Raw genomic sequence first — 18871 nt, forward strand, 5'->3', positions numbered from 1 at the left:
CGGGATGATCCAAACGAGAGAGCCTAGCGACAGGTCAGCGTCGGTCCCGCCAGCATGCCCCCGGTCTCCAGGTCCTGGCCCTTCGGCAGCCAGTAGCCGAGCTTCGACACCACCGTGGAGCACTTCGCCCCGACCGTGATGCGGACCGTCACCTTCTCCGGGTGGCCGGGCTGCAGCTCGGTCAGCGCGCAGTCCACGGAGTGCGCCAGCCGGGTCTTCGCCGGGTAGCGGCCGACCAGCGGGTTGACACAGCGCCGGTCGGCCGTGGCGATCCGCACACGGGTGTCCTCCTCGCCGATCAGCCCGAGCCGCGCGTTGCCGTCGCCCTGGTCTGCGTCCCGGCGGACGGTGTAGGTCAGCGTCGTCGTGGCATTGCGGCGCAGTGTGGTCCGGTCGACGGTGATGCCGTGCGTGGCCTTGGCCTTGGGCGTGGTCAGCGACAGGGTGGTCTGCACCGTGCCCTTCAGGTCGACTCCGGAGGGCGTCGACCGCACCCGTACGGTGGCGCTGATGTCGTACGTGCCCGGACCCGGATACACCCGTGAGCCGGGCAGGGTTCCGGTGTCCAGCGTCTTGCCGGCGTGGCGGACCGTCCAGGTGCCCTCGGTGCGGCAGGCGTACCGGACCCGGACACCCGCGCGCCGGCAGCTGGCCGGGGCCGCGATGGTCAGTCTCGGGGAGCCGGTGTCCGTGCACAGGCTGACCTGCGCCTCCTCACCGTGTGCGCCGCGCAGGGTGCCGGCGGCCGCGCACAGCGTGGCCGGGCTCTCGGGCGCCGGCGCCGGTGCGGCAGCGGGGTGCCCCCAGGCGGGGGTGACCAGAGCCAGGGGCAGCAGCGCTGCTCCGGCCAGGGTTCTCAGGGTGGTGGGACGAGTCGGCACCGCATTTTCCTCCGGGCGGCCGAGACCGGCCGGATGCCGGTCGTCTGCGCCGAGGATGATCCGACGGTACGACAATCCCCGGCTCCCACGCCGGACGGTCACCTGGGGGCAGCAACGCACGCGCCCAGATGCGGCTCCGCCGCGGGCGGCGGGCCGGCCGGGTTCCTCCCCACCGCCACGACCACCGGAGGCTCCCGAGTCGCCGGAACCACTGGGACCGCAGCCGGCCGGCGCCGACAGGCCAACGGCCCAAGCCACCGCCGGGCCCCGTCGTACGCTCGTCGGTGACCATCGTCCCGAAGGCAGGAGCAGCAACGATGCAGTACGTGAAGCTCGGTTCGACGGGCCTGGACGTGTCGCGGATCTGTCTGGGCTGCATGACCTACGGCCTGCCCGACCGCGGCGTCCACGAGTGGACCCTCGACGAGGAGGCGTCCCGCCCGCTCATCCGGCAGGCGCTGGAGGCGGGCATCAACTTCTTCGACACCGCCAACGTCTACTCGGACGGCACCAGCGAGGAGATCGTCGGCAAGGCCCTGCGCGACTTCGCGCACCGCGACGAGATCGTGCTGGCCACCAAGGTGAACGGCCGGATGCGGCCGGGCCCCAACGGAGCCGGACTGTCCCGCAAGGCCATCATGGCCGAGATCGACCACAGCCTGCGCCGCCTCGGCACGGACTACGTCGACCTCTACCAGATCCACCGCTACGACCACGCGACTCCCGTCGAGGAGACCCTGGAGGCGCTGCACGACCTGGTCAAGGCGGGCAAGGTCCGCTACATCGGGGCGAGTTCGATGTACGCCTGGGAGTTCTCCAAGCTGCAGTACACGGCGGAGCGGCACGGCTGGACGAAGTTCGTGTCCATGCAGAACCACTACAACCTGCTCTACCGCGAGGAGGAGCGGGAGATGCTGCCGCTCTGCGCGGACCAGGGGGTGAGCGCGCTGCCGTGGAGCCCGCTCGCCCGCGGCCGGCTCACCCGCGACTGGGGCACGGTCACCGAGCGCAGCGCCCAGGACAACTTCGGCAGCCGCCTGTACCTGGAGAGCGACCGCTCGATCGTGGAGGCCGTGACCCGGATCGCGAACGACCGCGGCGTGCCCCGCGCCCAGGTGGCCCTCGCCTGGCTGCTGCACCAGGACACGGTGGCCGCCCCGATCGTCGGCGCCGCCCAGCCCCACCACATCGAGGACGCGGTGGCCGCCGTGGACCTGGAGCTGACCGAGAAGGAGACCGAGGAACTGCAGGAGCCCTACACGGCGCGCGCGATCAGCGGCCACTGAAAAGCTGAAAAGGGCGAGTGCTCAGTGCGGTCCGTGCGGTTCGAACCCGGTGCCGCACGGGCCGGCCCCCTCGCTCTCCGGCAGCGGCACCCGCTCACCCGACATCGTGAGCGTCCGGTAGTACCCCCCGCACCGGGGACCGGCCACCGCTACGGCATGGCGTCCGGCGCCGAGTGCTGGCGGTTCTGGTGGGCGCACTGCCGGGCCCGGCCGCCCTGGACGCCCTGGCTCGCCCCGTAGGCCGTGTCCGACGCCGTGACGGCCGTACCCGGTGCCCCGCACGGGCGGATCGAGGCGGTGTTCGGCCGGATGCTCGCCGACCCCCGCGGGCCGGCCGAGGACACCCACGCGCGAGCCGGACCCGGTGGGGGTGGCGCACGGCAGCCTCGCGCGGGAACTCGCCCTGTGCGCGCTGGAGGAGGCCGTCCTGCTCGCCGCCGGCGCCCGGACACGCCGCCCGCGCCGGATGCCGACGCCCGGGTGCGGCGCGCCGAGGAACTGATCGCCGCCGACCCCGGCGCCCCGCACACCGTCCGCTCGCTCGCCGGGAGCGTCGCGCTGTCCCCGTCCCGGTGGAACGAGTGGCGGTGGCCTCCGGATTCACCAGCCCCTTCCACTTCAGCCGGGTCTTCCGGGAGCGCTACGGAGTGCCGCCCGGCGCCTACCGGACGGGCGAAAGGCGGTAGGGGGAGGAAAAGGGATTCAATTGACCGCATGTCAATAAGGGAAGTTCTCGCACGCATTTGTCGATTGTCGAAAGATCCCTTGTTCGCGCGTGTGCGGCTGTGTAAAAGTGTGCACCGTCGGCGCGCAGGCAGAGGGCAATTCCGCTGTATGCGCCAGGCCGCTCCCCCGTACACCCCCCACGCTTCAAAAGAGCTGCCTCAGGTGGACGTTCGAGCAGCCCACCGCCTTCCATACCATTTGGTATGGACTAATTTACGTATCCGTCTGGAGGAATGCGGTCGTGAATGAGGCAGGCCTGTCGGACGAACGACTCAGTGCCGAGCTGAAGAAGTGGACGGGAGGGACGCCCGCGCTCCATCCCGTCGGTGAACTCCTCGACCGGCACTGGGAAGCGGCCTTCGCGTACGCCCGGTTGTGCACGGACGGGACGCGTGCCGCCGGCATGCTCACCACCGCCGCCTTCACCCGGCTGTTCGGGGAATCGCTCCGGCAGGTCGGCCCGACCGCCGCCTGGCGGCCCCAGGTACTGGTCGCGGTCCGCAGGATCGCGGCCGAGTGGGACGCCGACGGCCGTCAGGAACTGCTCCACCCGGGCCTGCGGTCCGGCGCCACCGGTGAACGTGCCGCCGCCCGGCTGCTGCCGCCGCCCGGCCGGCGGTTGCTGTCCCGCGCGTTCCAGCGGGTGCCCCAGACCTCCCGGGCCGTGCTGTGGCACACGGAGGTCGAGGCCGAACCGCTCGCCGTACCCGCGGCCCTGCTCGGCCTGGACGAGGAGGACACCGCGGTCGAGCTGCGCCGGGCCCGTGAACGGCTGCGCGAGGAGTGCCTCCAGGTCCACCGCGAACTCGCTCCGGAGGACGAGTGCCAGCGCTACCTGCGCATGCTCGACGTGACGTTCCGGCGCGGCGGCGTCGACATCGACCCGGATCTGCGTGAGCACCTGGGGCGGTGCGGCCACTGCAGCCGGACCGCCGACCAGCTCGCCGCGTTCAACACCGGACTCGGCCTCGCCCTCGCCGAGGCGGTCCTCGGCTGGGGCGCCCGCGCCTACCTGGACTCCCGGGCAAGCCGCGCCGAGGACCCGGCGGCCCCGCCCCCTCGACCGACGACGCTCGCACCCCCACCGGGAGAGTCCTTCTGGGCACCCGGCCCACCCGACGACGCCGACCCCACCGAGCCACCGGGCGGGGCTGGTTCCACCGGTGGAACCAGTTCTGCCGGGGCGCCGGGCGGGGGTGGGATCGCCGGGACCGGGAGTCCGGACGGGGCTGGCGGGTTCACGCGTCGTGGTGGTTCGGGGGAGTCCGGGCATCGGCGTCCCGCCACCGGGGCGACAGGCGGGGCCGGTTCTGCCGGGGTGCCGGGCGGAGGCGGTTTCGCCGGGCGGCTGGGGCGCCGGGGCGGCTCCGCCGAGCCGTCGCGTCGGCGTGGACCTGCGGAATCGACGGGCGGAGCCAGCACTGGCGGGGCACCGGGTGGGGCCGGTTTCGCTGAGGCCGGGCACCAGGGTGGTGGCCCTGCCGGGGCCGGGCATCGGGGTGGCCCCGCCGAGGCCGGGCCGGGGGGTGGCTCCGGCGCGCCGGCACGTGCGGGGGCTGAGGCCTCGCCTCGCCGTGCGGTCGGTCGTACCGATGGGTCCGGAACGGAGGCCGGCGGTGGGGAAACCGTCGTCCTCGGACGCTCGGCCCAGCGAGCCGCCCGTGCTCGGCGTGCCCGGCGGCGCAATCTCGTCCTGGCCGTCGGCACCGTCAGTGGCCTGGTCGTGCTGCCCCTGGTCCTGTGGTCGGTGCTCGGCTCCGGCGACGGCCCCGCACCGGCCGGCGACGGCACCTCCTCGCCGGCGCCGGGGAAGGGCACCGCGAGTCCCGGCGCGTCCTGGGCCGGGGCCAACGCGGCGGGCCAGGGCACCCTGCACGGCCGGCTGCACAACCTCGCCTCCGGCCTGTGCGTCGGTGTCGTGGGGAAGAAGGCCGTCAACGGCGCCGAGACCGAACTCGCCACCTGCTCCGCGGCACCGGACCAGCAGTGGACGTACGAGACCGACGGACTGCTGCGCAACTCCGCCGCCCCCGACCTGTGCCTGGACTCCCACCTCGGCTACTCGGTCCGCCTCGCCCCCTGCTCGGCCACCGGCAAGGACGCCCGGAACATCCGCTACGACTTCACCCTCCAGGGCGCCCTGGTCCCCCGCTGGAACCAGGACCTGGCCCTCACCCCGGCCGCCACCGACGGCTCCGGCGCCCTGGTCCTCAAGACCCGCGCCGCCGGCACCGCCCAGCGCTGGGCCGTCGACACCGCCAAGCCCGATCTGCAGATGCAGAACGTCAACTGGGACAGCGGCAGCAGCCCGTTGCCGACCACCCCGCACCGGTCGGCTCCCCGGGCGACACCGACGTCCAGGGCCTCCGGGACCGCCTCGTCGCCGGCCCCGAGCCCGACCCCGAAGGCGACCGGGTCCGCCCCGTCGTCCACCCCGTCCGCCACGGTCGATCCCTGCTCCGCGTACCCGTACTACTGCGGCGGGGGCTACGGAGGCTACGGAGACAGCGGGCACCGCCGCCGCTGACTCAGGGACGGCGCGGCGGTGGCGGCGGGATCGTGCCCAGCTCCGTGGCCCGGGACGGCGACCGGTCCCGCCTCGGGCCGAGGAGCCTCGGCCCGGCCGTCCGGTTCGCCGTCGACCAAGCGCCCTGCCCGGTGCTGCTGGTCTGGCCGGAACCGGCGCCCTCGCGTGCACACGGCCGGTCCAGCCGCTCCGCCGCCTCCAGCAGATCGGCCGCCGAAGTCCCGCCGAGCCGCACCGGACGGCCCCGCGCCCCTCGGGCCGTCCCCGCCCCGCAGGCCTGGAACATCCCCTCCGCATCACAGAAGTGAGCGAGCACCAGCACCGCCGCGAGGAACCCGACCAGCGAGCACGGCGACGAGCGCGTTACGAAGACCGGCTGCCCGCCGGACCCAGGAACTCCGCCCAGCCGCCCGCCGGGGACTGCCCGGGCACCAGCGTGCGCAGCTTGCGCAGCACCGCCTGGTCCTGTGCCTCCAGCCAGGCCACGAGCTGCTTGAACGACACGAACCGCACGTCGTCGCCGTACGCGGCCATCTTTCCGATCGCCTCCTCGACGGCGTCCATGTAGATGCCGCCGTTCCAGCGCTCGAAGTGGTTGCCGATGAAGAAGGGCGCGCGGTTGGTCGTGTACGCCCGCTGGAAACCGGCGACATAGGCGTCGCGGGCCTGGGCGCGCCAGGCGTCGTAGTGGGTGCGGTCGCCGAGGGGGTTGCCGCCGGACTGGTTGAACATCATGTTGTAGTCCATCGACAGCACCTGGAAGGAGTGCCCGGGGAACGGTATGGACTGCAGCGGGAAGTCCCAGATCTTCCCGCCCTGCACCTTGCCCGGCCAGATCTGGAGCCCGCCGGGGGAGCTGGCGTCGTACTTCCAGCCGAGGGCCGCGGCCGTGGGCAGCAGGTTGGACTGGCCCTCCAGGCACGGCGTACGGCCGCCGATCAGCTCCTTGCGGTAGTCGAACGGGAGGGGCTCCAGGTCGGTGAAACCGGTGTTGGTCTTCCACTTGGTGACGAAGCCGACCGCCTGGTCTATCTCGCTGCGCCACTCCGCCGAAGACCAGTTGCGCACACCGGTCGCGCCGCAGAAGTGCCCGTTGAAGTGGGTGCCGATCTCGTGGCCCTCCAGCCAGGCGGCCCGCACCTGCTGGATCGTGGCGTGGATGTGCCGGTCGGCGAGGTAGCCGATGGCGGAGGCACCGACCGGGTGCTGCGGCGGACGGTACAGGTGCTTCTTGGACTCGGGCAGCGTGTAGATGCCGCTGAGGAAGAACGTCATCTTCGCGCCGTGGTCGGCGGCCACCTTGCGGAACCGGGAGAACAGGTTGTTGCTGAGCTCACCCGCGCCGTCCCAGGAGAACACCACGAACTGCGGTGGCTTCTGGCCCGGCTTCAGCCGCTCGGGCTTCGGCTGGTGCGGCTGGGCGCCGGTGTCGGCCGTGGAGCCGTCGCCTATCGGCTTGGCCGGCCGGGCCTGGGCGGTGCCCTTGCCGTCCGCCGGGCCGTCGACCGAGAGGCCGGTGCCCGACGAGCACGCGGCCAGCGTGCCCAGGGCGCCCGCCGCCGCGCCCGCCGTCAGCACCCGCCTGCGTGAGATCCCGCTCATCTTCTCCCCGATTTCCTTCATCACGGCCCTTGGGGGCCTGCTCTCCGGTGTGGGTCGACGGGTTCGATGAGGCGGTCCGGCGGAAAGATCGCGGCCCACGGAGCCTGTTGCCGTCCTGTGACAGTTGTGGCGCGCTCATGACGAACCCCGCTGCCGGGGGAGCGGGGCAGCGGGGTTCGTCCCGGGGGTGTCGGCAGGGGTCAGGGAGCGGTGCCCGGGCTGAGCACCGACAGGAAGACGGACGAGGAGTCGCCGGAGACGGGCACCGCGCCGCCCGTCCACACGACCTTCAGCGCGTCCCGCTCGTCCGGCGGCGTGACCAGCAGCGCGGCCGGGGTGGCCGTCCGGGCGCCGCTGACACCGGGGTTGGAGAAGGTCAGCCCGGCCCAGGCGCTCTGCCCGGGCCTGAGGGTGACGGTGGCCGGGGAGCCCGACCCGCGCCGGGGGTCCGGGCCGAGCTGGGCGCCGGAGGCGGTCACGAACGCCGTGCCCGGATAGCCGTGCAGGGTGCAGGTCCGGCCGGACCTGTTGGTGAGGACGACCGGGAAGTTCTCCTGGCCGGCGCCCGGGTCGTTGCGGCCCACCGAGGCGCGCAGCTGGGAGGTGTGGCAGCGGGTGCTCGCCGCGGGCGTGGCCGTACCGCCGCCCGTGGACGCCGTGGCCTTCGTGGTCGAGGACGAGGGGGCGGCACTCGGGGGCGTCGCCGGGGCGGACGTGGTGGACTCCGGGGTCTTCGTGGTGCCGGTCGCCGGGGCGGCCGTCCCGGAGGCCGTGATCGGTGGGTTGCTGTGGACGTCCTGGCCGTTGCCGCAGGCGGTCAGGAGGCCCAGCACGGCGACCGTGCCCACGAGCAGGGTCCCGCGCCGCGCGGACCGGGGTGTGTACACCATGTCGCTCAACACTCCTGGATGGTCACGGCACGCGGGGACCGCGTGCCTGACGGCGCCGAGTGCGCCGTCCTCACACTCCGATGCGCCGAACGCCGGAAAAGTTCGGCACGGAGGGACTTCTTCCCCGCCGTGACCGCCGCCAGCCGCGCGTCAGGTCACGCTCAGCGAACGGAGTACCCCGTCGGTCGCGTCCGTGGCGCCCCGCTCGCGCACCTGTACGTACACCTGGGGCTGCGCGGCGCCGTCCGCCGGGGCGAGTGCCGACTCCGTGACCGAGCCGCCGTCCGGGCAGCCGCTCCAGGCCCGCACCAGGCCGTGCCAGTCGCCGTCGGCGAAGGTCCGGCTGCCGGAGTAGTGGCAGCCGGAGTGGGCGAGGGCCTTCACCTTCGCGCTGACGTCGCCGTGCTCGCTCATCCCGACGAACACGCCGTCCACCGGCTGACCCAGATCGGGCCACCGGCTCAGGTCGTCGGCGACCACCAGCCCCGGTTCGTGCCCCTTGCCGAGTCCCAGAGCGCTCGGGTCCCAGCCGGAGTCGCGCAGCTCGCGGCTCCAGCCGGCGGGAACCCTGACGACGACGCGCCCGGTCGAGTCCGTCAGCCGTATCTCGTCCGAGGAGCCGCCGTGGTGGATCAGCACGGTCACCGCGGCCGCGGTGACCGCCGCGGCGAGGACCGCGGCCAGGGTCAGCGTCACCGCGTTCAGCCGGCCGCGGACCCCGTCCAGCCGCCGGGTGGACCGGTGCGCCGGCGAGGCCGCCGCCAGCCGGTCCAGCTCGTCCGCGAACACCTGTGCGCCCGGCCAGCGCCGCGCCCGGTCCGGCTCCAGGGCCCGCAGCAGCGCCCGCGCCACGTCCTCGCCGAGGTCCGGCCGCAGCCGCCCGGGCGGTACGACCCTGCCCGGCGGGCCCGGCACGCTCCCGGTGACCAGCTCGTAGCCGACCGCCCCCAGGCTGTAGACGTCGGCACGCTCGTCGATGCCCTCACCGGGCTCGGCCTGCTCCGGTGGCTGATAGCCCGCCGAGCCCGCGGCCAGCGTGAGCACGGAGGCCTGCGCGAGGCTCTTGGCGAGCCCCAGGTCGGCCAGCAGCACCCGCCGGGTGCCGTCCGGGGCGGTGTGCAGCAGCACGTTGGTGGGCTTGATGTCCCGGTGCACGATGCCCGCCTCGTGCAGCGCGGCGGCGGCCCGGGCGGCCTCGGCCGTCAGCGCGAGCGCGTGCCCCACCGGCAGCGGCCCGCCCGCCAGCAGGTCGGCGAGGGTGCCGCCGTCGGCGTACTCCATGACGAAGTACGGCCTGCCGTCGGGGAGTTCACCGATGTCGTAGACCTGCACCACCCGGCTGGAGCCGGCCCGGCGCAGGAGCCGCGCCTCGGACAGGAAGCGGTCCCTGACGTCGAGCCGGTGGGCCCAGTTGTCGGCGAGGACCTTGACCGCGACCGGAGCCTGCAGCTCGTCGTCATGGGCGAGCCACACCGTGGCGAAGCCACCGGTGCCCAGCGGCCGTTCGAGGCGGTAGCGGCCGATCCGCTCCAGGTAGTGCATACGGCTATCATGCCTGGCCTGAGATCGACTCGAAGGGGGACCCTGGTGCAGGACCAGGCGCCGATGGAAGACCTCGCCCGGCGGGCCGCCGCCGGCGACAGCGCGGCCCTGGACCGGCTGCTCACCGAGATCCAGCCGGAGGTCCTGCGCCGCTGCGGGCGCTTCCTGCCGTGCCGGGAGGACGCCGAGGAGGCCGCACAGGACGTGCTGCTCCAGGTGGCCCGGTACATCTCCGGCTTCGAGGGCCGCAGCCGCTTCAGCACCTGGCTGTACACGGTGGTCGCCAACTGCGCCCGCCAGAAGTACCGCGAGCTGAAGCGGCGGGCCGCCGAGCAGCCGGCCGCCATCGAGCCGTCGTACGCCGTCGACCCGCGCACCACGAGCGTCATCGCCGGTTCCCGGGTGGACCTGCTGGAGGCGCTGGACCGGCTGGAGCGGACGCATCCGCACCTGGTCGCGCCGCTGGTCTACCGGGACATCTGCCAGCTGGACTACGCCGACGTGGCCGAGCGCATCGGCGTCCCGCTCGGCACGCTCAAGTCCCGCCTGCACGAGGCCCGCAAACAGGTGCGGCCCTGGCTGGCGGGGTCCTGAACCCTACTGGTCCTCCTCGAAAAGTGGCAGTTCCGCCCAGATCGTCTTGCCCTCCGGAGTGTGCCGGCTGCCCCAGCGCTGGGTGAGCTGGGCGACCAGCAGCAGGCCACGGCCGCCCTCGTCGAAGGTCTTGGCCCGGCGCAGGTGCGGAGCGGTGTGGCTGGTGTCGGACACCTCGACGATCAGCGTGGTCGCGTCATGGATCAGACGCAGCCGGATGGGATGCGAGCCGTACCGGATGGCGTTGGTGACCAGCTCGCTGACCACCAGTTCCGCCGTGAACGCCGCCTCGCTCAGCCCCCAGGCGTCCAGCTGCTCCACGACCTGTTTGCGGATCGGTGCCACCAGCGCCGGGTCGGCCGGGATGTCCCAGGTCGCCACCTGGGAGGCCGGTAGGCCCTGGGTGCGGGCCAGCAGCAGCGCCACGTCGTCGGGGACACCGCCCGGCGGCAGCAGCGCGTGCAGCACACGGTCGCAGGTCGTGTCGAGGGAGCCCGTGTGCCCGGCGAGCGCCTCGTACAGCAGCTCGCGGCCGGCGTCCCCGTCCCGCCCCCGCGACATCACCAGACCGTCGGTGTACAGCGCGAGGACCGTGCCCTCGGGCAGTGCCACCTCGGCGGACTCGAAGGGCAGCCCGCCCAGGCCCAGTGGGGGACCGGCGGGCAGGTCCAGCAGGTGCGGCCGACCGTCCGGCCGCAGCAGCACGGGCGGCGGGTGCCCGGCGCGCGCCAGGGTGCAGCGCCGCGACACCGGGTCGTAGACGGCGTACAGGCAGGTCGCGCCGACCTCGCCGGGGCTGCCGTCGCCACCGGACTCCTCCGACAGCCGGACCACCAGGTCGTCCAGGTGGGTGAGCAGCTCGTCCGGGGCCAGGTCGATGTCCGCGAGGGTGCGCACGGCGGTCCGCAGCCGGCCCATGGTCGCCGAGGCCTCCACGCCGTGTCCGACGACGTCCCCGACGACCATCGCGACCCGCATCCCGGACAGCGGGATCACATCGAACCAGTCGCCGCCCACACCGGCCCGCGCGGCCGGCAGATAGCGGGAGGAGGCCTCCAGCGCGGCCGTGCGCGGCAGGGTGCGGGGCAGCAGGCTGCGCTGGAGCGCGAGCGCGGTCTCGCGTTCGCGGGAGTAGCGGCGGGCGTTGTCGATGCAGACGGCGGCCCGGGTGGTGATCTCCTCGGCGAGCAGCCGGTCGTCCGCGGCGAACGGGTCCGGGCGCCGGTGACGTGTGAAGACGGCGACGCCGAGGGTGAGCCCGCGGGCCCGGATGGGCACCGACATCGAGGAGTGGATGCCGAATCTGCGCACCTGCTCGCCCCGCGCGCGGTTCCAGGTCAGCCACGGTTGCAGGTCGCCGGCGGCCACCGTGGCGGTGATCGTGTGGCCCGCGGTCAGCGAGTCCGCCTGGGGGGAGCCGGCCGGGTACTCCTCGGTCTGCCCGGGCTCCATCACCGCCTCCGGCACGCCGTCGAGGACCGACCGATGGGCGGCCCGGCGCAGGGTGACCGGCGCCGAGAGGCGGGCCGGGGGCTCGCCGCCGTACTCCTGCGGGTCCAGCAGGTCGATGGTGACGAAGTCGGCGAGCGCGGGCACGCACACGTCCGCCAGCTCCTGGGCGGTGCGGGTGACGTCCAGCGTGCTGCCGACGCGTACGCTCGCCTCGTTCACCAGCTGCAGCCGCTGCCGGGCGCGGTGGTTGTCGGTGATGTCGTGCGCGGCCAGGCACACCCCGCGCACCCGGCCCCGCGCGTCCCTGACCGGGGCCATCCGGGCGAGCCAGGCATGAGCGCGGTCCTCGCCGCCGGTGCGCATGAAGGTCTGCACGTCCAGCGGCCGGCCCGTGGTCAGCACCCGGAGCATGCCCTGCTCCAGCTCGTCGGTCTGCGGCTTGCCGCCGATCTCCGCGAGCCGCAGCCCGCGCAGGCGCTCCTCCGGCAGCCCGACGACCTCGGCCATCGCCTCGTTCATCCCGCGCAGCCGCAGTTCCGCGTCGTACACGGCGACCGCGCACGGCGACTGGACCAGTCCCGCCTCGGCGAGCGGATCGTCCTCGGCGGGCGGTTGCGCGGCGGGCAGCGGGGTGACGACGAGCCAGCCGCCGCCGTGTCCGTCGTGCGGCGGCCGGCGGTGCGCGAGCAGCCAGACCGGCACGGTACGGCCGTCCCGGTGGCGCAGTCCGACGGTCCCCTCCCAGCGCGTGCCCGTGGGCAGGGCCGTGGGGTGGTCGCCGGCGAGCAGCCGGGCGGCGGGGCGGCCCAGGACGGCGTCCGCGGGGTGGCCGAGCAGGCGCCTGGCGCCCTCGTTCCACTCGACCAGCGTGCCGTCGTCGTCGATGACAGCCCGGGCCGTCGCCGCGTCGTCGAACGGATAGACCCGGCTCATCGTCGCCGCTCCCAAGCGCACACTCACAGTGAACAGGTGGCACCTCTCGTGTTCCAGCGTAGTGCTTCCGGGACTCCTGTGAACCACAACCTCCGCTGACCTGGCCGGTCGGTCGAACACGGTCGAGGCGGTGATCCGGCCGATCTGCGGCCCGGCGGCGGTCGTGGCTGCCGCACCCTTGACGATCGTGTAGGGCGGCCCGTCAGAATCTGTTTGTTCGCGATGAGTTGTGAGTACTTCTGGGCCCTGATGAGGGGGAGCCGCCATGACGGTCACTCGCCGATCGGTTCTGGTCGCCGCCACCGCGACACCCGCGGCCGGAGCGCTGCTGAGCATCCCGGCGGCTGCGGCTGTGGCCGCCGACGCCGCCGAGGCGTCCGCCGGCGGCGTCGGACGCCACACCGTCCCCCTGCGGGACGGCTGGCGCTTCGCCCTGGTCGACCCGGGCGGCATCACCGACCCGACCGGCGCCTACGCGCGAGCCGCCGAGCCGGACTTCGACGACTCGGCCTGGCGCGAGGTCGCCGTCCCGCACGACTGGTCCATCGAGCAGACCCCCACCACCGACCACGGCACCACCAGCGGCACCGGATTCCTCCCGGGCGGCCTCGGCTGGTGCCGGCTCTCCTTCACCCTGCCGCCGGCCTGTGCCGGCCGGCGGATATCGGTCGAGTTCGACGGCGTCTACATGGACGCGTACGTCTCCTGCAACGGCACCCTGGCGGGCCACCACCCCTACGGCTACACCGGCTTCGCCCTCGACCTCACCGACCTCGTGCACACCGACGGCCGCACCCCGAACGTGCTCGCGGTCCAGGTGCGCAACCGACTGCCGAGCAGCCGCTGGTACTCCGGCAGCGGCATCTACCGCGAGGCCCGGCTCGTGATCACCGAACCGGTGCACGTGGCCCGCTGGGGCACCTGCGTCACGACTCCCGAGGTCACCGCCGGCCGCGCCCTGGTCAGGGTGGCGACGACGGTGCGGAACGAGTCCGGCACCGGCACGGACGTACAGGTCCTGTCCCGGATCACCGCCCCCGACGGCAGCACGGCCGCCCGTGCGTCCACCACGGTCGCGGTCTCCGACCAGGCCGCCGAGACCCATGAACTGACCGTCGACACCCCCCTTCTGTGGGACTTCGCGACACCCGGGCACCGCTACACCCTGCACACCGAACTGCGCGTCGCGGGCCGCACCACCGACACGTACAGCACGCCGTTCGGGATCCGCACCTACCGGTTCGACCCCGACGAGGGCTTCTCCCTCAACGGCACCTCCACGAAGATCAAGGGCGTAGACCTCCATCACGACCAGGGCGCGCTCGGCGCCGCGATCAGCATCGACGCGGTCCGCAGACAGATGCGGATCATGAAGTCGATGGGCGTCAACGCCTTGCGCACCTCCCACAACCCGCCCTCGCCGCAGATGATCCAGGTCTGCGAGGAACTGGGCATCGTGATGATGGTCGAGGCCTTCGACTGCTGGCGGACCGGCAAGACGACGTACGACTACGGACGTTTCTTCGACGAGTGGTGCGAGAAGGACGCCACCGAGATGGTGCGGGCCGCCCGGAACTCACCGGCCGTCGTCCTGTGGTCCATAGGCAACGAGATACCCGACTCCACCTCCACGGCCGGGCTCGCCATGGCCGACCGGATCATCGGCGCGATCAAGGCCGCCGACGACACCCGCCCGGTGGTCATCGGCTCCGACAAGTACCACGGTGTACCCGCCCCCGGCTCCCCGGCCGACCGCATGCTCGCCAAGCTCGACGGCCTGGGCCTGAACTACAACACGGCCACATCCGTCGACGCCCTGCACGCCAGGTACCCCCACCTGTTCCTCTTCGAGTCTGAGTCCTCCTCGGAAACCTCCACCAGGGGCGCGTACCAGGAGCCGGAACACCTGAACACCGGCGAGAACCACACGCCGGGCAGGCGGGAGGTCTCCTCGTACGACAACAACCTCGCCTCCTGGACCATGAGCGGCGAGTACGGGCACAAGAAGGACCGGGACCGGAAGTGGTTCGCGGGACAGTTCCTGTGGTCGGGTATCGACTACCTGGGCGAGCCCACCCCGTACGACGTCTTCCCGGTCAAGGCGTCCTTCTTCGGCGCCGTCGACACGGCCGGCTTCCCGAAGGACATGTACCACCTGTTCAAGAGCCAGTGGACGGCCGAACCGATGGTCCACCTGCTGCCGATGAGCTGGAACCACGAGGACCTCGCAGAGGGGGCCACGGTCGAGGTCTGGGCGTACGCCAACGTGCCGTCGGTCGAGCTGTTCCTCAACGGGAAGTCCCTCGGCGTCCGGGAGTTCGACGTCAAGAGGACCACGGACGGCCGCACCTACCTGGAGACCACCGAGGCCACCGGCGACGACAAGACCTTCACCGACGGCCCCTACCCGGGCAGCTACACGAGTCCCAACGGCAGCGCGGGCAAGCTGCATCTGACCTGGAAGGTGCCGTTCCAGCCGGGCGAGCTGAAGGCCGTGGCCCGGCGGGACGGCGAAGTGGTCGCCACCGACGTACTGCGCACGGCCGGCCCGGCGCACGCCCTGCGGCTCACCGCCGACCGCACGTCCCTCGCCGCCGACGGCCGTTCGCTGCTCTTCGTCACCGCCGAGGTCGTCGACGCGCACGGGGTGGTGGTGCCCGGCGCCGAACACCTCATCACCTTCGACGTCGGCGGAGGCTCCCTGGCCGGGGTCGACAACGGCCGCGAGGAGAGCGCCGAACGCTACCAGGCCAGCACCCGCACCGCGTTCCACGGCAAGGCCCTCGCCATCGTCCGCTCCGGTACGAAGCCGGGCCCGCTGACCGTCACCGCCCGGGCGGACGGCCTGCGCACGGGCACGGTCCGGGTGCGCACGACCCCGGCCCGCTCGGCCGCCCGCACCGCCGCACCGGACCTCAAGGCCGACCACCCCGCTCCGCTGAACCACCCGTACGCCGACGCCAGTTACTCCGGCCGCCCGGACACGCTGCCCGCCGCGATGCTGGACGGCGACCCGGCCACCGGCTGGTCCAACGCCTTCGCCAAGTCGGCCACCGCGCTGCTGCCCGCGTTCGACGGGGCCCGCGCCGAGGACTGGGTGTCGGTCGACTTCGGACGCGGCCGGATCTTCGACCGGGTGGAGGCCTCGTTCACCGTGGACGCCACCCACACGCTGCCCGCCACCGCAGAGGTCGCGGTCTGGGACGGCCGTACCCATGTGCCGGTGACGGGCGCCAGGGTGGACTGGGCCACCGCCTCCGACACCCCGACCGTGATCACTTTCGACCCGGTGCGGGGCTCCCGCCTGCGGCTGACACTCACCAGCGCCCACCCGGGCGAGGCCCAGGGGGCGATACGCATCAGCCGGCTCGACGTCTAGGGGGTTTCGTGTGGAGCGGGTCGGCCCAGGCCGTGCCGGGAGTCGCGGACCCGGGCCGATCCAAACGAAACCCCCTGGGCGCGGTCGCGGGCCCGGCTCCCTCACCCCAGGACCGGCTGCAGCGCGCCCTCGTGTGTGAGCAGCCACCGCTTGCGCTCGACTCCGCCCGCGTACCCGCGCATCGAGCCGTCGGCACCGATCACCCGGTGGCAGGGGCGGACGAGCAGCACGGGGTTGGCGCCGAGGGCCCGCCCCACCGCGCGGAGTTCGGCGCGCGGCAGGCCCAGCCGGGCGGCGAGCGCGCCGTAGGTGGTCGTCGTGCCGTGGGGGATGTCGTCGAGGGCCTGCCACACCGCCCGCTGGAACGGGGTGCCGGTGACGGCGAGCGGCAGCTCGAACCGGGTCCGACGGCCCGCGAAGTAGGCCTCCAACTGCCGGTGCGCCTCGGCGAACGGACGATCGTCACGGTCCTCCGCGCGGACGGCGGGTGCGCCGTGCCGCCCCGGCACCCCGAGCGAGCCGAGCGTCAGGCCGGACGCCGACACCGAGCCGGTCAGCAGCAGGTCGCCCAACGGGCTCGGGTGGACGGTGTGGACGGTGCGTGTGCTCATCGGAGTGCTCCTGGTGTCCCGCTGCGGTCTCTTTCCGTGCTGCCGAGTCTGCTGCGCCGAACGCCCGGGGACCGGCGGGAACCGGACATGGCTCTCGCACCCCGCGGGTACCACGGCAAATGCCGCCTGACCTGGCGATATTTACGGGTAAGTACCCGCGCGGTACCGTGAGGGGCATGCCAGCTCTCAACGTGGAGTTCAGCGAACGGGAACTCGAGGACCTGAGGCAGATCGCCAAGGAGCGCGGTACGTCGATGAAGGCCCTCGTGCGCGAGGCCGCGGCCGCCGACATAGCGCGACACCGGGCCCTGCAGGAGGGCGCCGAGGCCTTCCGGCGGTTCTTCGCCACGCACGCCGAGGAGTTCGCGGCGGCCTTCCCCGACGACGAACCCGCCGCGAAGCACGAGGCCGCCTGACGCATGCCTTCCGTCATCCATATCGACGTCCCCTGGCTGCTCCAGCGCCACGAGGAGGTCCTGCCCGACCAGCCCGCGGTCGACGACTTCTCCGCACTGGTCGCCGCCGTCGCCCGGCACCGCGTGGATCCGCCCCGGCTCGGCGTGGACTCCGACCCCGCCTGGCGGGCCGCCGCCCTGCTGCACACCCTCGCCGTGCTCAAGCCCCTGCCCGCGGCCAACGCCCGCTTCGCCTGCGCGACCGCCGTGGCCTACATGTTCGTCAGCGGCGTCGGCATCGACCCGCCCTACGGCGCCCTCGTCGACCTCGCCCGCGATCTGATGTCCGGCAAGGCGGACGTGTACGGCGCGGCCGACCGGCTGCGCTCCTGGCAGATCTGAGGAAGCCGCACCGCCTGTCCCGAGGCTCCTGCCCTCCGGGCGAACGGCGGGAGTCCGGTGGCGGGCCCACCCGCCCGCCCCGGCCGGCGGGGGAAGCCGCCGGGGCCGTCGGCCGGGGCAGGGTCAGGGGGGCCGCCGGCCGAGGGCGGGAGGAACGGGGCCGGCGGCCGGTTTCGCGCGGGAGAGCCTCCCTCGGCTGTCGGTGTCGCCCGAGCCGGGGACCCCCGGCCCGCGCGGGCCTTTCCCAGAGGGCCGACCCCAGTCCACTACCGGCCCGCCCGCCCCGGAAGCGTGCGTGGCCGGCCGGTGCGTGCGCGCGCTTCACACGGGGCGCACGGCCGGTCGAAAGCCGACGCGCCAGTGGGGTCAGCGGGCCCGCTGTCTGACTTTCTTTCAAAACTTTCGATGTTGTGTGGGTGCCCTGTTGCTCATGTGGAAGTTGTGCAAGGGTTGAAACGCCCGTGCGGGGGGTAAAGTCCGGGGTTCCTCCGGCAGATGCGGAACTTCACCGGCCGGGCTCCGGCCCCGCCCCCTCCGCGCGCGCCGCAGACATACGCATCGACGCAGCACGCACCATAAGGAACACGCTCAGTGCTCACCCCCCACCCCCCTCGTCCGCCCTATCCGCCGCCAGGCGACGACCCCGGGGAGTCCGACGAGTTGCTCGCCGGACCGCTGCGGGCCGGCTCCGACGCGGAGGGTTCCCGGTCCGCCGCCCTGCTGATGGCCCGGCACTGGCAGCCGGCCCACGACTACGCCGTCGTCTGCCTCGCGCTGTCCGGGCCGCTCGCCCACATGGTCACCGCCACAGCCTTCCACCAGGTCCTCGGCCGGCTCGCGCTCGGCGAAGGAGCCGAGGCGTTGCGGCCCCGGCTGCTGGTGATGGTCCGGGACACGGTCGTCAACTGGTCCGGCACCGACCGGATCACCGCCGTACTGCCCGGACTCGCAAAACCCGCCGGGGGCCGGGGGATGCGCGCCGCGAAGACCCTGATACCGGAGAACCGGGCCCTGTCGGACCGCTCCTTTCACGCCCTTTCCCTGCTGGAGCAGGCGCTGTTGTGGCACATCGAGGTCGAGGCCGAGCCGATGACCGTTCCGGCGGGGCTGCTCGGTCTGGACATCGAGAGCGCGGCGGTCGCACTCGAGCAGGCCCGCGAGAAGTTCCGGGAGGGCCTGGTGCGCGCCCACCGGGAACTCGCGCCCGGCAAGGAATGCCGCTACTACAACCGGCTGCTCGACGTTCCGATCCGCCGTGGCGGCGCCGGCGCCCTGCTGCCCGACGTCCAGGAACACCTGTCCGCCTGCCCCTACTGCCGGCACGCCGCCGAGCAACTGGGCCACGCCGACGCCGCCCTGGGCGTGCTGCTCGCCGAGGCCGTGCTCGGCTGGGGTGCCCGCCGCTACCTCGAATCCCGCCCCGGCCGCCGCCCCGGACCCGCCCGCGGCCGTGGTGGCTCCCGGCGCTCCGGCGGCCGCCGGCGCGGCGGCGGCAAGCCCGGCCTGTTCGCCCGTATCGCCCTGCCCGGCGCCCGGCGGCGCGGCGACGGTGAGCCCCGGGACCCCGACCCGGCGCCGCGCCGCGCTCGGATGCCTCCGGCGGGCCGCTCTGCAGTACGGCGCGGCGGATCAGACCGCGGCTGTGGTACCA

The 18871-nt window shown here is 73.4% G+C and carries 12 protein-coding genes and 4 pseudogenes; 9 read left to right on the plus strand and 7 right to left on the minus strand.

Annotation, left to right across the window (positions count from 1 at the left end):
* Nucleotides 1-23 precede the first annotated feature (23 nt).
* Nucleotides 24-881, minus strand: coding sequence for a hypothetical protein (locus ACWC94_RS22715; RefSeq protein ID WP_450798715.1), 858 nt, complete (start codon nt 879-881; stop codon nt 24-26).
* 317 nt (nt 882-1198) lie between these two features.
* Between ACWC94_RS22715 and ACWC94_RS22720 the strand changes: the two genes are divergently transcribed.
* Nucleotides 1199-2167: an aldo/keto reductase gene (locus tag ACWC94_RS22720; protein ID WP_450798716.1), complete on the plus strand. Its 969-nt coding sequence runs from the start codon at nt 1199-1201 to the stop codon at nt 2165-2167.
* 21 nt (nt 2168-2188) lie between these two features.
* Here ACWC94_RS22720 and ACWC94_RS22725 read toward each other — a convergent pair.
* A pseudogene (locus tag ACWC94_RS22725) lies at nt 2189-2296 on the minus strand (phytanoyl-CoA dioxygenase family protein); the annotation flags it as partial.
* Here ACWC94_RS22725 and ACWC94_RS22730 point away from each other — a divergent pair.
* From ACWC94_RS22730 to ACWC94_RS22740, 3 genes and pseudogenes are all read left to right on the plus strand, one after another.
* A pseudogene (locus ACWC94_RS22730) lies at nt 2246-2853 on the plus strand (AraC family transcriptional regulator); the annotation flags it as partial. The pseudogenes ACWC94_RS22725 and ACWC94_RS22730 overlap by 51 nt on opposite strands.
* 281 nt (nt 2854-3134) lie before the next feature.
* Nucleotides 3135-5420 (plus strand): ricin-type beta-trefoil lectin domain protein, encoded by a 2286-nt coding sequence (locus tag ACWC94_RS22735; protein ID WP_450798717.1) that lies wholly within the window; start codon nt 3135-3137, stop codon nt 5418-5420.
* 44 nt (nt 5421-5464) lie between these two features.
* Nucleotides 5465-5633: pseudogene (locus ACWC94_RS22740) on the plus strand (universal stress protein); the annotation flags it as partial.
* 150 nt (nt 5634-5783) lie between these two features.
* On the opposite strand, the gene ACWC94_RS22745 reads toward ACWC94_RS22740, so the two are convergent.
* The 3 genes from ACWC94_RS22745 to ACWC94_RS22755 form a co-directional block, all read right to left on the minus strand.
* Nucleotides 5784-7022 (minus strand): hypothetical protein, encoded by a 1239-nt coding sequence (locus tag ACWC94_RS22745; protein WP_450798718.1) that lies wholly within the window; start codon nt 7020-7022, stop codon nt 5784-5786.
* A 200-nt stretch (nt 7023-7222) separates the two neighbouring features.
* A complete protein-coding gene (locus tag ACWC94_RS22750; RefSeq protein ID WP_450798719.1) occupies nt 7223-7912 on the minus strand; it encodes a DUF4232 domain-containing protein in 690 nt (229 codons plus the stop codon).
* A 150-nt stretch (nt 7913-8062) separates the two neighbouring features.
* Nucleotides 8063-9454, minus strand: coding sequence for a serine/threonine-protein kinase (locus ACWC94_RS22755; RefSeq protein WP_450798720.1), 1392 nt, complete (start codon nt 9452-9454; stop codon nt 8063-8065).
* 45 nt (nt 9455-9499) lie between these two features.
* On the opposite strand from ACWC94_RS22755, the gene ACWC94_RS22760 reads away from it, so the two are divergent.
* Nucleotides 9500-10048, plus strand: a complete 549-nt coding sequence (locus tag ACWC94_RS22760; RefSeq protein WP_450798721.1) for an RNA polymerase sigma factor — start codon at nt 9500-9502, stop codon at nt 10046-10048.
* 3 nt (nt 10049-10051) lie between these two features.
* Here ACWC94_RS22760 and ACWC94_RS22765 read toward each other — a convergent pair whose 3' ends face one another.
* Nucleotides 10052-12433: a SpoIIE family protein phosphatase gene (locus ACWC94_RS22765; protein ID WP_450798722.1), complete on the minus strand. Its 2382-nt coding sequence runs from the start codon at nt 12431-12433 to the stop codon at nt 10052-10054.
* A 265-nt stretch (nt 12434-12698) separates the two neighbouring features.
* On the opposite strand from ACWC94_RS22765, the gene ACWC94_RS22770 reads away from it, so the two are divergent.
* Nucleotides 12699-15812 carry a glycoside hydrolase family 2 TIM barrel-domain containing protein gene (locus ACWC94_RS22770; protein ID WP_450798723.1) on the plus strand — a complete coding sequence of 1038 codons (3114 nt, stop codon included), beginning with the start codon at nt 12699-12701 and terminating at the stop codon, nt 15810-15812.
* Nucleotides 15813-15913: 101 nt separating this feature from the next.
* Here ACWC94_RS22770 and ACWC94_RS22775 read toward each other — a convergent pair whose 3' ends face one another.
* Nucleotides 15914-16423, minus strand: a complete 510-nt coding sequence (locus tag ACWC94_RS22775; protein ID WP_450798724.1) for a methylated-DNA--[protein]-cysteine S-methyltransferase — start codon at nt 16421-16423, stop codon at nt 15914-15916.
* Nucleotides 16424-16599: 176 nt separating this feature from the next.
* On the opposite strand from ACWC94_RS22775, the gene ACWC94_RS22780 reads away from it, so the two are divergent.
* The 3 genes and pseudogenes from ACWC94_RS22780 to ACWC94_RS22790 form a co-directional block, all read left to right on the plus strand.
* Entirely contained in the window at nt 16600-16839 is a 240-nt protein-coding gene (locus ACWC94_RS22780) for a hypothetical protein (RefSeq protein ID WP_450798725.1), read from the plus strand.
* Between the two features lie 3 nt (nt 16840-16842).
* Entirely contained in the window at nt 16843-17220 is a 378-nt protein-coding gene (locus ACWC94_RS22785; protein ID WP_351241009.1) for a toxin Doc, read from the plus strand.
* Nucleotides 17221-17811: 591 nt separating this feature from the next.
* Nucleotides 17812-18871 (plus strand): annotated as a pseudogene (locus ACWC94_RS22790) (hydrolase); the annotation flags it as partial.

The sequence above is a fragment of the Streptomyces sp. NPDC001135 genome (assembly GCF_053598395.1).